This window comes from Sphingobacterium sp. ML3W (genome assembly GCF_029542085.1).
Lineage (GTDB): Bacteria > Bacteroidota > Bacteroidia > Sphingobacteriales > Sphingobacteriaceae > Sphingobacterium.
Window position 1 is genome coordinate 5,313,208 of the sequence record NZ_CP107036.1, and the last position, 14,592, is coordinate 5,327,799.

Consider the following 14,592-nt stretch of genomic DNA (forward strand, 5'->3'; position numbering starts at 1 on the left):
CCAATTATATGAAATCAATTATAGACCTCATACTCCTTTTAATAGATAAAGGTATTGATATAACAGTGCGAAATGGTAAATTAATTATCTCAAATGAGGATAAATTAGATATTTCGATAATAAAAGAAATAAAATTGAGGGAAACAGAGTTAATTAGTTATTTTTCGGTAATTAACCAGAATAATTCGACTGATTCTATACCCAGGACTGATATTTCATCTAGTTACCCTTTATCGTCCTCGCAGCGTCGTCTATGGGTTCTGAGCCAGTTTGATGGGGGCAGCATGGCCTACCATGTTCCGTCGGTTTATGTTTTCCGTGGTGTTCTGGACATTTCTGCACTGGAGGGGTCTTTCCGCGAGCTCATCGGGCGCCATGAGATCCTTCGGACGGTTTTCCGTACGGTTGATGGGGGAGATGTGCGTCAGGTTGTTCTTTCAGCGGAAGATGCGGGATTTTCCCTTGCATACCGTGATCTTATTGGAGAGGGTTATGCAATAGAGGGAGGGGGTGTTGAGGGGCTGCTGTCCTCTGAGATCGTGCGTCCTTTTGACCTATCTTCGGGCCCCCTGCTTCGTGCGCACCTTTACCGTACAGGTCCCTCGGAGTGGGTTTTTCTGTGCACGATGCACCATATCATCAGTGATGGCTGGTCTATGGGTATCATGGTCAAGGAAGTTCTGTCGCTTTATGGTTCGCTTTCTTCTGGTTTGGTGTCGGATCTGCCGTCGCTTGAACTTCAGTACCGTGATTATGCGAGCTGGGAGTCTGGTCATCTGTCCGGGGACTTTTTTTCTGTCTCTCGTTCCTACTGGCTAGAGCAGCTGGGGGGTGAGCTTCCGGTGCTGCAGCTGCCTGAGGACCTTGTGCGTCCTGCAGTAAAGAGCTACCGTGGTTCCCGTGTTTCTGTTTCGTTGTCGTTGTCTGACTCCGTGGCCTTCCGTTCTGTGCTGCAGGGGTCAGGCTGTACGCTTTTCATGGGCTGTCTGGCTTCTGTCAACGGTCTTTTTTACCGTTACAGCGGTCAGACAGACCAGGTCATCGGTAGTCCCATTGCTGGGCGTGAGCATGCCGGTCTTTCCGGTCAGCTGGGTTTTTATGCGAACACGCTTGCTTTTCGGAGCCGTTTTACGGGAGAAGAAGATTTTCTGGGGCTTCTGTCGCATGTTCGTTCTGTGTGCCTTGGCGGTTATGCGCACCAGCTTTATCCTTTTGAGCGTTTAGTTGAGGAACTGGGAGTTGTCCGTGACATGGGGCGCAACCCGCTGTTCGATGTCATGTTGAGCGTTCAGGAAGATAGTGCTATAGGGTCTGGTGCTGTTTGTGTGGGCGGTGTTGAGGTTAGCGGTTACGAGGGTTCTTATGGGGACTCTACGAGCAAGTTTGACCTTCTGTTTACGTTTTCGGAATCCGGGGGTGTTCTTTCCGTGGGGCTTGAGTACAGCACGGATGTTTATAGCGATTCGCGGGCGCGGAGTATCCTTGATCACCTGCGTAGTTTCATCTGCTGTGTTTCATCGGGTCCTGGGGTTCGCCTTGGGGAAGTTGCCTATCTGGGGGCAGATGAGGTCGATCGTCTTGTTTATGGGTTTAATGCGACGGATGTTTCTTATCCTGATGGGGAGAGTGTTGTGAGTCTTTTTGAGTCTAGTGCGGCTCTTTATGGTGATCTTCCGGCTGTGGTTTATGGGGATCGGGAGCTGAGCTACCGTGATCTGGACGGTTTGTCAAACCGTCTTGGGGACTATCTCAGACGGGAGCACGGTGTTGGCCGTGAAGTTCTTGTAGGTTTGCTTTTGGAGCGTTCGGAATGGATGGTGGTTGCGATTCTCGGTGTTCTTAAGGCCGGAGGAGCCTATGTTCCCCTTGACCCCGGTTATCCGCGGTCGAGGGTTGAGTATATGTTGTCTGACAGTGGCTGCCGTGTTGTTATAGATGACTCTTTTCTGTCCGATTTTCAGTCGGTGATGGGCGATTACAGCGCGGGTTCCCTTGAAGGGGTTACCGATGGCAGTGACCTTGCATATGTTATCTATACTTCTGGTTCTACGGGTGAACCCAAGGGGGTTATGGTGGAGCACGGTAACCTGGTGAACTATGTTCTTTGGTCGATGGACTTTTATCTTGGGAATGTTTCCGGGGGATATTTTGGGGTTCCCAGCTCTTTGTCTTTTGATCTGACGGTTACGAGTATCTATAGCGGTCTGCTATCCGGAAGCGGTCTTTATATTTATGGCGATGGTACCGATACTGCTGATATTGTCCGCGACTCTTTGCGTGGTGAGTGCGGAGTTGGCTCTATCAAGCTGACACCTTCGCATGTGCGTCTTCTGGGTTCACTGGATTCTTTTAAGGGTAGTGTCGGTAGAGTTATCCTTGGTGGAGAGGAGGTTTTTCCGAGTGATGTTAAACTGCTTAGTTCAGTTATCGATGGTGTATCGCTTTATAATGAATATGGTCCTACGGAGGCTACAGTTGGCTGTATGGTCAAGAGCCTGGAGCCGGGTTCCGGAGTTACGCTCGGATTACCTATCAGTAATACATGGGTTTATATTCTTGACGGTAATATGGGAGTTGTTCCAGAGGGCTGTTTGGGGGAGATCTATATCGGTGGTGCTGGTGTTTCGCGGGGTTACCTTAACCGTCCCGATCTGACGTCTTTGCGATTTGTAGCTGATCCCTACCGTCCCGGGGAGCGTCTTTACCGTACGGGCGATCTCGGTGTTCGTCTGTCAGGTGGAGAGATCGAGTACCGGGGCCGTATGGACGACCAGGTAAAGGTGCGTGGCTACCGTATCGAGCTTAGCGAGGTTGACCGTTCTGTTCAGCGCTGTTCGGGTATCCTGGGTAGTGTTACCGTTGCACGTGAGGTCAATGGGGGGGATCGGGAGCTTGTTTCGTATATTGTTAGCTCTGTCCCTGTTGATGTGGGCGCTCTTCGAGCGGAGCTTGGGGAGCTGGTTCCGTCTTATATGGTTCCGTCGCGTTATGTTGAGCTTTCGGAGCTTCCCCTGACATCGAACGGTAAGGTCGACCGGAAGTCATTGCCTGATCCCGACGAGGGTGTGTTGGGCACGGGTACGGAGTATGTGGGTGCGCGTAATGCGGTGGAGTCTCTTCTGGTTTCGATCTGGGAGGAAGTTCTGGGCCGTTCGGGCATCGGTATCCACGACAATTTTTTTGATCTTGGGGGGAACAGTCTGCGGGCTATCCGTCTTTCGGGCAGTGTTTCGCGGAGTTTCCATGTTCAGATGTCCCTGCAGGACCTTTTCCTGCACCCTACGGTTTCGGGTCAGTCAGGTCTTCTTTCCAGGGGCAACCTTCCGGGCGTTGTAGGCATCGCTCGGGTTCCCGACAGTGATTCCGGTTACCCTTTGTCGTCCTCGCAGCGTCGTCTATGGGTTCTGAGCCAGTTTGATGGGGGCAGCATGGCCTACCATGTTCCGTCGGTTTATGTTTTCCGTGGTGTTCTGGACATTTCTGCACTGGAGGGGTCTTTCCGCGAGCTCATCGGGCGCCATGAGATCCTTCGGACGGTTTTCCGTACGGTTGATGGGGGAGATGTGCGTCAGGTTGTTCTTTCAGCGGAAGATGCGGGATTTTCCCTTGCATACCGTGATCTTATTGGAGAGGGTTATGCAATAGAGGGAGGGGGTGTTGAGGGGCTGCTGTCCTCTGAGATCGTGCGTCCTTTTGACCTATCTTCGGGCCCCCTGCTTCGTGCGCACCTTTACCGTACAGGTCGCTCGGAGTGGGTTTTTCTGTGCACGATGCACCATATCATCAGTGATGGCTGGTCTATGGGTATCATGGTCAAGGAAGTTCTGTCGCTTTATGGTTCGCTTTCTTCTGGTTTGGTGGCGGATCTGCCGTCGCTTGAACTTCAGTACCGTGATTATGCGAGCTGGGAGTCTGGTCATCTGTCCGGGGACTTTTTTTCTGTCTCTCGTTCCTACTGGCTTGAGCAGCTGGGGGGTGAGCTTCCGGTGCTGCAGCTGCCTGAGGACCTTGTGCGTCCTGCAGTAAAGAGCTACCGTGGTTCCCGTGTTTCTGTTTCGTTGTCGTTGTCTGACTCCGTGGCCTTCCGTTCTGTGCTGCAGGGGTCAGGCTGTACGCTTTTCATGGGCTGTCTGGCTTCTGTCAACGGTCTTTTTTACCGTTACAGCGGTCAGACAGACCAGGTCATCGGTAGTCCCATTGCTGGGCGTGAGCATGCCGGTCTTTCCGGTCAGCTGGGTTTTTATGCGAACACGCTTGCTTTTCGGAGCCGTTTTACGGGAGAAGAAGATTTTCTGGGGCTTCTGTCGCAAGTTCGTTCTGTGTGCCTTGGCGGTTATGCGCACCAGCTTTATCCTTTTGAGCGTTTAGTTGAGGAACTGGGAGTTGTCCGTGACATGGGGCGCAACCCGCTGTTCGATGTCATGTTGAGCGTTCAGGAAGATAGTGCTATAGGGTCTGGTGCTGTTTGTGTGGGGGGTGTTGAGGTTAGCGGTTACGAGGGTTCTTATGGGGACTCTACGAGCAAGTTTGACCTTCTGTTTACGTTTTCGGAATCCGGGGGTGTTCTTTCCGTGGGGCTTGAGTACAGCACGGATGTTTATAGCGATTCGCGGGCGCGGATTATCCTTGAGCACCTGCGTAGTTTCATCTGCTGTGTTTCATCGGGTCCTGGGGTTCGCCTTGGGGAAGTTGCCTATCTGGGGGCAGATGAGGTCGATCGTCTTGTTTATGGGGTTAATGCGACGGATGTTTCTTATCCTGAGGGGGAGAGTGTTGTGAGTCTTTTTGAGTCTAGTGCGGCTCTTTATGGTGATCTTCCGGCTGTGGTTTACGGGGATCGGGAGCTGAGCTACCGGGAATTATCGCGTGTTGTAAACGACCTGTCGCAGATCATCATCAGTTTAGGAGGCAATAAGGGCACAGGGGTTGGAGTTTTCCTGGATCGTTCGGAATGGAGTGTTATAAGTATGCTTGCTGTTATGAAATGCGGCTGTATCTACATTCCTATGGAGAAGGAACTGCCGGAGTCGAGACTTTCTTATATTATGGCAGAAAGTGGAGCTGCGCTTCTCATCACGGATACAGAAGGACCGGAATGGGCAGGTTCTTATCGTTTTATTAATGTACAAGATCTTCCAGAAGTTCCTGACGGGGATGCAGTTTCTGTTCATATCGGATTGGAGGATGCTTCATTCCTATTGTATACTTCCGGATCTACGGGAATACCCAAAGGTGTTGTACAGACTCATTCTACGCTTTATAACCTGACGATGTGGAACCGCCTGGAGGCCGGTTTAAGATGGGGGAGGAAGCATCTTCAGTTTGCCTCATTTGGTTTTGATGCCTCATTAAATGACGTTTATTATGTGCTGTCAACGGGTGGTGAGCTGCATGTTGTCAGTGAGGCAGCTCGCAGGGATTTTGATCTGCTGAGGAGTTATATTATAGATAGGGGGATCAATATATTGTCCATGTCCTATTCTGCTTTGAGAGTATTTTTTGATTCCATGGGAGGGAATGGTCTTTCAGGGCATCAGATAGAGGAGATACTTTCCACAGGGGAACAGCTCTATATAACCGGGAATTTAAGGAGATTTTTGGAGGATTACCCTGAGGTAGATATATTTAATTTTTATGGTCCTACGGAGACACATGTTGTCACTTCTGTCTCTTATAGGCATAGTTGTCATATTTTACCGGATCGGGCGACGATAGGTACCCCGATTTACAATACATGGATCTATATTCTTGACAGTAATATGGGAGTTGTTCCTGAGGGCTGTCTGGGGGAGATCTATATTGGGGGTAGCAATGTAGCCATTGGCTATAATAATCAGTCTGATCTGACGTCTTTGCGATTTGTAGCTGATCCCTACCGTGCGGGGGAGCGTCTTTACCGTACGGGCGATCTCGGTGTCCGTCTGTCAGGAGGAGAGATCGAGTACCGGGGCCGCATGGACGGCCAGGTAAAGGTGCGTGGCTACCGTATCGAGCTTGGTGAGGTTGACCTTACGCTTCAGCGCTGTTCGGGTATCCGTGATAGTGTTACGGTTGTACGTGAGGTCAGTGGTGGGGACCGTGAGCTTGTTTCGTATATTGTTGGCGCGGGCGCTGTTGATGTGGGCGCTCTCCGGGCTGAGCTTGGTGAGCTGGTTCCGTCTTATATGGTTCCGTCGCGTTATGTTGAGCTTTCGGAGCTTCCCCTGACATCGAACGGTAAGGTTGACCGGAAGTCATTGCCTGATCCCGATGAGGGTCTGCTGGGTACGGGTACGGAGTATGTTGGTGCCCGCAATGCGGTGGAGTCTCTTCTGGTTTCGATCTGGGAGGAAGTTCTGGGTCGTTCTGGCATCGGTATCCACGACAATTTTTTTGATCTCGGGGGGAACAGTCTGCGGGCTATCCGTCTTTCGGGCAGTGTTTCGCGGAGTTTCCATGTTCAGATGTCCCTGCAGGACCTATTCCTGCACCCTACGGTTTCGGGTCAGTCAGGTCTTCTTTCCACGGGCAATCTTCCGGGCGTTGCGGGCATCGTCCGGGTTCCCGATAGTGATTCCGGTTACCCTTTGTCGTCCTCGCAGCGTCGTCTATGGGTTGTGAGCCAGTTTGACGGGGGCAGCGGTGCCTACCATGTTCCGTCGGTTTATGTTTTCCGTGGTGTTCTGGACATTTCTGCACTGGAGGGATCGTTCCGCGAGCTCATCGTGCGTCATGAGATCCTGCGGACGGTTTTCCGTACGGTTGACGGGGGAGATGTGCGTCAGGTGGTTCTTTCAGCGGAAGATGCGGGATTCTCCCTTGCATACCGGGATCTTACCGGAGAGGGTCATGCAATAGCGGGGGGTGTTGTTGATGAGCTGCTGTCCACTGAGATCGGGCGTCCTTTTGACCTATCTTCGGGCCCTCTGCTCCGTGCGCACCTTTACCGTACGGGTCCCTCGGAGTGGGTTTTTCTGTGCACGATGCACCATATCATCAGTGATGGCTGGTCTATGGGTATCATGGTCAAGGAAGTTCTGTCGCTTTATGGTTCGCTGTCTTCTGGTTTGGAGTCGGATCTGCCGTCGCTTGAACTTCAGTACCGTGATTATGCGAGCTGGGAGTCTGGTCATCTGTCCGGGGACTTTTTTTCTGTTTCTCGTTCCTACTGGCTTGAGCAGCTCGGGGGTGAGCTTCCGGTGCTGCAGCTGCCTGAGGACCTTGTGCGTCCTCCGGTAAAGAGCTACCGTGGTTCCCGTGTTTCTGTTTCGTTGTCGCCGTCTGACTCCGTTGCCTTCCGTTCTGTGCTTCAGGGGTCCGGCTGTACGCTTTTCATGGGCTGCCTGGCTTCCGTGAACGGACTTTTTTACCGTTACAGCGGTCAGACAGACCAGGTCATCGGTAGTCCCATTGCTGGGCGTGAGCATGCCGGTCTTTCCGGCCAGCTGGGTTTTTATGCGAACACGCTTGCTTTTCGGAGCCGTTTTACTGGAGAAGAGGATTTTCTGGGGCTTCTGTCGCAAGTTCGTTCTGTTTGCCTTGGCGGTTATGCACACCAGCTTTATCCTTTTGAGCGTTTGGTTGAGGAACTGGGAGTTGTCCGTGACATGGGGCGCAACCCGCTTTTCGATGTCATGTTGAGCGTTCAGGAAGATAGTGCTGTTGGGTCTGGTGCTGTTTGTGTGGGGGGTGTTGAGGTTAGCGGTTACGGGGGTTCTTATGGGGACTCTACGAGCAAGTTTGACCTTCTGTTTACGTTTTCGGAATCCGGGGGCGTTCTTTCTGTTGGGCTTGAGTACAGCACGGATGTTTATAGCGATTCGCGGGCGCGGATTATCCTTGAGCACCTGCGTAGTTTCATCTGCTGTATTTCAGCGAATCCTGGAGTTCGTCTTGGGGAAGTTGCCTATCTGGGGGCAGAAGAGGTCGATCGTCTTGTTTATGGGTTTAATGCGACGGGAGTTTCTTATCCTGAGGGGGAGAGTGTTGTGAGTCTTTTTGAGTCTAGTGCGGCTCTTTATGGTGATCTACCGGCCGTGGTCTACGGGGATCGGGAGCTGAGCTACCGTGATCTGGACGGTTTGTCGAACCGTCTTGGGGACTATCTCAGACGGGAGCACGGTGTTGGGCGTGAAGTTCTTGTTGGTTTGCTTTTGGAGCGTTCTGAATGGATGGTGGTTGCGATTCTCGGTGTTCTTAAGGCCGGGGGAGCCTATGTTCCGATTGACCCCGGTTATCCGCGGTCGAGGGTTGAGTATATGTTGTCCGACAGTGGCTGCCGTGTTGTTATAGATGACTCTTTTCTGACCGCTTTTCGGTCGGTGATGGGCGATTACAGTGCGGATTCCCTTGAAGGGGTTACCGATGGCAGTGACCTTGCATATGTTATCTATACTTCTGGTTCTACTGGTGAACCCAAGGGGGTTATGGTTGAGCACGGTAATCTGGTGAACTATGTTCTTTGGTCGATGGACTTTTATCTTGGGAATGTTTCCGGGGGATATTTTGGGGTCCCCAGCTCTTTATCTTTTGATCTGACAGTTACGAGTATCTATAGCGGTCTGCTATCCGGAAGCGGTCTTTATATTTATGGCGATGGTACCGATACTGCTGATATTGTCCGCGACTCTTTGCGTGGTGAGTGCGGAGTTGGCTCTATCAAGCTGACACCTTCGCATGTTCGTCTACTGGGTTCGCTGGATTCTTTTAAGGGTAGTGTCGGTAGAGTTATCCTTGGTGGAGAGGAGGTTTTTCCGAGTGATGTTAAACTGCTTAGTTCAGTTATCGAGGGTGTATCGCTTTATAATGAATATGGCCCTACGGAGGCTACAGTTGGCTGTATGGTCAAGAGCCTGGAGCCTGGTTCCGGAGTTACGCTCGGATTACCTATCAGTAATACGTGGATCTATATTCTTGACGGTAATATGGGGGTTGTTCCTGAGGGCTGTCTGGGGGAGATCTACATTGGTGGTGCTGGTGTTTCGCGGGGTTACCTTAACCGTCCCGATCTGACGTCTTTGCGATTTGTAGCTGATCCCTACCGTGCGGGGGAGCGTCTTTACCGTACGGGCGATCTCGGTGTCCGTCTGTCAGGAGGAGAGATCGAGTACCGGGGCCGCATGGACGACCAGGTAAAGGTGCGTGGCTACCGTATCGAGCTTGGCGAGGTTGACCGTTCTGTTCAGCGCTGTTCGGGTATCCTGGGAAGTGTTACGGTTGTACGTGAGGTCAATGGTGGGGACCGTGAGCTTGTTTCGTATATTGTTGGCGCGGGCGCTGTTGATGTGGGCGCTCTTCGAGCGGAGCTTGGGGAGCTGGTTCCGTCTTATATGGTTCCGTCGCGTTATGTTGAGCTTTCGGAGCTTCCGCTGACATCGAACGGTAAGGTTGACCGGAAGTCATTGCCTGATCCCGATGAAGGTCTGTTGGGTACGGGTACGGAGTATGTTGGTGCCCGTAATGCGGTGGAGTCTCTTCTGGTTTCGATCTGGGAGGAAGTTCTGGGCCGTTCGGGCATCGGTATCCACGACAATTTTTTTATTCTTGGGGGAGATTCGATCAAGTCTATCCAGGTTGTTTCGCGGCTTCGGCAGGGGGGGTATGGTCTCGGTATCCAGGATATCCTCCGTTTTCCGACGATTTTTTCACTTTCGGGGCTTGTTGTTGCTCTTTCCCGAGAGCCTTTTCAGGGGGTAGAGACGGGTACCTTTGGTCTCAGCCCGATCCAGCATTTATTTTTTGAGGAGATACAGGTTGACCGTCATCACTATAACCAGAGCGTGATGCTTTCCTACGATGGTGTTCTGTTGGAGGATGGTATCCGTTTCTGTTTGGGCTCACTGATGCGCCATCATGATTCGCTGCGTTATGTTTACCGGGAGGGTCCTTCCGGTTGGTTCCAGGAGAACTCGGGGGATGCTGTGCCCTTGCTGGATGTGGTCAGCATAGGGGATGACGCTGATCTTGTGGCGCACTGTGAGCGATTACAGGGAGGGTTCAGTCTTTCCGGTGGTCCGCTTTTCCGGGGCTGTATCTTTCGGCGTGACGAAGGGGACCTGTTGTTTCTTTTGTGTCACCACCTTGTGGTTGACGGTGTTTCCTGGCGGATCCTGGTGGAGGATCTTTCTCATCTTTACCAGGGGTATGTTTCTGGGCGGGGCCATGATCTTCCTTCCAAGACAGATTCCTATGGCTACTGGCAACAGAGCCTTGTCCGTTATTGTGGGAGTTCGGCATTGCAGGAAGAGTCCGCTTACTGGTCTTCTGTTGATTCAGGGGATTATGATGATCTCCGGGTGGATTTCCCTGGGGGGTCCAATCTATATGGTGATGTTTCGAGTGAGCATTTTGTTCTGGACAGGGGGACCACTGCAAAGCTTGTGGGGAGCTGTTATTCGGCCTACCGTACAGATATCAATGATATATTACTGGCATCGCTTGGTCTTTCCCTGCATGGGGAGTTCGGTATGAGTCATATCCTTGTCGGACTTGAGGGGCACGGCCGGGAGCCGATCGGTGAAGATGTTGATGTCAGCCGTACGGTAGGCTGGTTTACCAGCATATATCCGGTGGTTCTGGATATTGACGGAGGCAGCACTGCACTGGATAATCTTTTGTGCATAAAGGAGCGTGTTCACCGTGTTCCGAACAAGGGTATCGGCTATGGTATTTTGCGTTATCTCGGTGGTGCCGGCTATAGTAGTTCCCCTAATGTTGTTTTCAATTATCTTGGTGATTTTGGTGTTTCGGGCTCCGCTTCCGGGGGGGAGGTTTTCGGTTATCGTGGAGGTTCGTGGGGTTCAGGAATATCTAGTGCAGGGCCTCGGACTTCTCAATTGGATTTTACGGGTATGATCATTGACGGTGAGCTTCATTTTACTGTTGTCTATAGCGGGTGCCTCCATCTGCGCTCTACGGTGCAGGGTGTCCTTGCTTGTTTTGAGGGTCACCTTCGTTCGCTTGTCGGCATTCTTTCGGAGTGCCGAGAGGCCTATGTTACCCCTGTGGACCTGAGCTATAATTCCCTGGATCTGGCGAGTGTGCGGGATCTGGATCTTAGTGTCGGTGTGGAGGATCTCTATGAGCTGAGCCCTCTTCAGCAGGGACTTTATTACCACTGGTTATCTTCGGGAGGCTCCGGGGGGCTTTATTTTGAGCAGCTCAGGTGCAGTATTGAGGGGTCGCTCGACAGTACAGTTCTTTCCCGGAGTTACGCGCATCTTGTGGAGCGCCATGGGGTCCTTCGGACCTTTTTCACGGATGCCTATGGGGACCGTATCCTGCAGGTTGTTGCACGTGAGGCTGTGCCCGACTTTGTTTATATCGATTCGCGTGCTTCGGAGGATTTTTCTCTTTCGGAGTATCTTTCGGCAGATGTTTCCCGGGGTTTTGACCTTGGTAGGGGTTCACAGATGCGTCTTTCTGTTGTACGTGTTTCCGAGGACCGTTATGAGTTTATCTGGAGCCATCACCATATTTTGATGGACGGCTGGTGCGTGAGTATCCTTGTGAACGATTTTTTTTCGATCTATGGATCCCTGTGCCGTGGGGAGCATCCCGGGCTAGCTTCTGTGCGCCCGTATTCGGACTATATCACGTGGCTTAGGGGTATAGACCGAGTATCTTCGTATGCATACTGGCGGGCGTATCTTTTGGGTTATGAAATGCTGAGCGGCCTCCCTAAGGGATTGGCTGCTGGTGAGAGCGGTGGATCTGGGCATGGCCATTTGTCCTTTGTTCTTGACGGGGCTGCTTACGGTTCCCTTCGGACATTATGTTCTGGTTTAGGAGTTACCGAGAGTACTTTTTTCCAGTGTGCCTGGGGCATTCTTCTGGGCCGTTATAACGACCGTGATGATGTTGTTTTCGGTACGGTTGTTTCGGGTCGTCCCAGTGATCTTGTGGGGGTAGAGGACATGGTGGGTCTTTTTATCAACACTGTTCCCGTGCGGGTACGTATTGTTGAAGGCGAGAGTGTGCATGACCTTTTACTCCGTGTGCAGGGCGACTCGATTTCGGGGCTTGGCCACCATTATGTTCAGCTTGCTGACATTCAGTCGGAGAGCGGTTTTTCGGGGGCTCTATTTGACCATATAGTTGTTTATGAGAACTATCCGGTGCAGGAGCGTCTGGAGTCCTCACAGTTTGATTTCAGGGTGCTTGGGGCCACTGCTCTGGAGCAGACGAACTATGGTCTTACGGTTGTTGTTGTCCCTGGAGATACTTTCGGGGTACACTTTCATTATGACAGGAGTGTGTATCCGGAATGGCTTATCGGCGGTATTGCCAGGCATCTTGAGGAGCTTTTGGGCAATATGGTTTCGGATGTGTTGCAGGGGGTTTCTTCGGTTGCCTATCTAGGATCAGATGAGGTCGATCGTCTTGTTTATGGGGTTAATGCGACGGATGTTTCTTATCCTGAGGGGGAGAGTGTTGTGAGTCTTTTTGAGTCTAGTGCGGCTCTTTATGGTGATCTTCCGGCTGTGGTTTATGGGGATCGGGAGCTGAGCTACCGTGATCTGGACGGTTTGTCGAACCGTCTTGGGGACTATCTCAGACGGGAGCACGGTGTTGGCCGTGAAGTTCTTGTAGGTTTGCTTTTGGAGCGTTCGGAATGGATGGTGGTTGCGATTCTCGGTGTTCTTAAGGCCGGAGGAGCCTATGTTCCCCTTGACCCCGGTTATCCGCGGTCGAGGGTTGAGTATATGTTGTCTGACAGTGGCTGCCGTGTTGTGATAGATGACTCTTTTCTGTCCGATTTTCAGTCGGTGATGGGCGATTACAGCGCGGGTTCCCTTGAAGGGGTTACCGATGGCAGTGACCTTGCATATGTTATCTATACTTCTGGTTCTACGGGTGAACCCAAGGGGGTTATGGTGGAGCACAGAAATGTGGTTAATACGATAAATTATCAAATGAAGGTGTTTAAAACATCTTCAGGAGAAAGGCATCTTCAATTTTGCAGTATTTCGTTTGATGCTTCCGTATCTGAAATTTTTACATGTTTGTTTTCAGGATCGTCATTGTTTATTATTCCTGAGATAATAAGATTAAATCCTGGTTTTCTTAATGAGTATATTGAAATTAAAAGTATAGACACTATTACTTTGCCAGTTGGTTTTTTTAATATAATGTCTGATAAGACATTAATTAAAGTAAAGAGAATAATACTTGGCGGAGATATTTTAGATGGAAATAAGATAGATAGTTTTATAGATAAATCAATATTTCATGTTTATGGGCCTACCGAGACTGCGATTACAGCAACTGTATATATAGCACATAGGCATTATCTAAAAAATAGGTTTATACTCCCACTCGGATTACCTATAGGTAATACATGGATCTATATTCTTGACGGTAATATGGAGGTTGTTCCTGAGGGCTGTCTGGGTGAGATCTACATTGGTGGTGCTGGTGTTTCACGGGGTTACCTTAACCGTCCCGATCTGACGTCTTTGCGATTTGTAGCTGATCCCTACCGTCCCGGGGAGCGTCTTTACCGTACGGGCGATCTCGGTGTTCGTCTGTCAGGTGGAGAGATCGAGTACCGGGGCCGTATGGACGACCAGGTAAAGGTGCGTGGCTACCGTATCGAGCTTGGCGAGGTTGACCGTTTTGTTCAGAGCTGTTCGGGTATCCTGGGTAGTGTTACCGTTGCACGTGAGGTCAATGGGGGGGATCGGGAGCTTGTTTCGTATATTGTTAGCTCTGTCCCTGTTGATGTGGGCGCTCTTCGGGCTGAGCTTGGGGAGCTGGTTCCGTCTTATATGGTTCCGTCGCGTTATGTTGAGCTTTCGGAGCTTCCGCTGACACCGAACGGTAAGGTCGACCGGAAGTCATTGCCTGATCCCGAGGAGGGTGTGTTGGGCACGGGTACGGAGTATGTGGGTGCGCGTAATGCGGTGGAGTCTCTTCTGGTTTCGATCTGGGAGGAAGTTCTGGGCCGTTCGGGCATCGGTATCCACGACAATTTTTTTGATCTTGGGGGGAACAGTCTGAAATTGATTCAAGTGGTTCAAAGAATGAGCATACAGCACAATTTAAAAATCTCTGTAACTGATGTTTTTAAATATCCGAATATAAATGAACTTTATAAATTTTTACAAAATTCAGATACAACTAAAGATGATAAAGCCGCTTTTTTGAATACAAATATTCTCGACAATACATTAAGAATATTAAATACAAAAGAGGATTAACCAATAAGTGAATTTTATGGTGAAAGACTATTGATAACAAACGGAAGGTTGATCGGAAATCATTGCCTGATCCCGATGAAGGTCTGTTGGGTACGGGTACGGAGTATGTTGGTGCCCGTAATGCGGTGGAGTCTCTTCTGGTTTTGATCTGGGAGGAAGTTCTGGGCCGTTCGGGCATCGGTATCCACGACAATTTTTTTGATCTTGGGGGGAACAGTCTGAAAGCGATGGAACTATCCCTGTTGGTTAGAAAAAAAATTGATGCAAAAATAGACTTAAGAAAGCTATTTCTTCATGCCGATATCGAAAGTTTAGCTGCTGAAATAGACCATGCTTTGTGGTTTGGAAAAGCTGATAATGTCAAAACTGACGATGAAAATAAAACGTATATAAGCGTATAGTTATCATAACT

2 protein-coding genes are annotated in these 14,592 nt (G+C 50.6%); both read left to right on the plus strand.

All coding sequences use genetic code 11. The features are described from left to right. Positions 1-8 precede the first annotated feature (8 nt). Positions 9-14,180: a non-ribosomal peptide synthetase gene (locus OGI71_RS22210; protein ID WP_282252010.1), complete on the plus strand. Its 14,172-nt coding sequence runs from the start codon at positions 9-11 to the stop codon at positions 14,178-14,180. Between the two features lie 62 nt (positions 14,181-14,242). After that, on the plus strand, positions 14,243-14,581 hold the full coding sequence (locus OGI71_RS22215; protein WP_282252011.1) for a phosphopantetheine-binding protein: 339 nt from the start codon (positions 14,243-14,245) through the stop codon (positions 14,579-14,581). Positions 14,582-14,592 lie beyond the last annotated feature (11 nt).

What these genes read in the sequence shown, in the direction of transcription:
- OGI71_RS22210 (WP_282252010.1), top strand. Translation starts at nt 9, where the DNA reads ATGAAATCAATTATAGACCTCATACTCCTTTTAATAGATAAAGGTATT.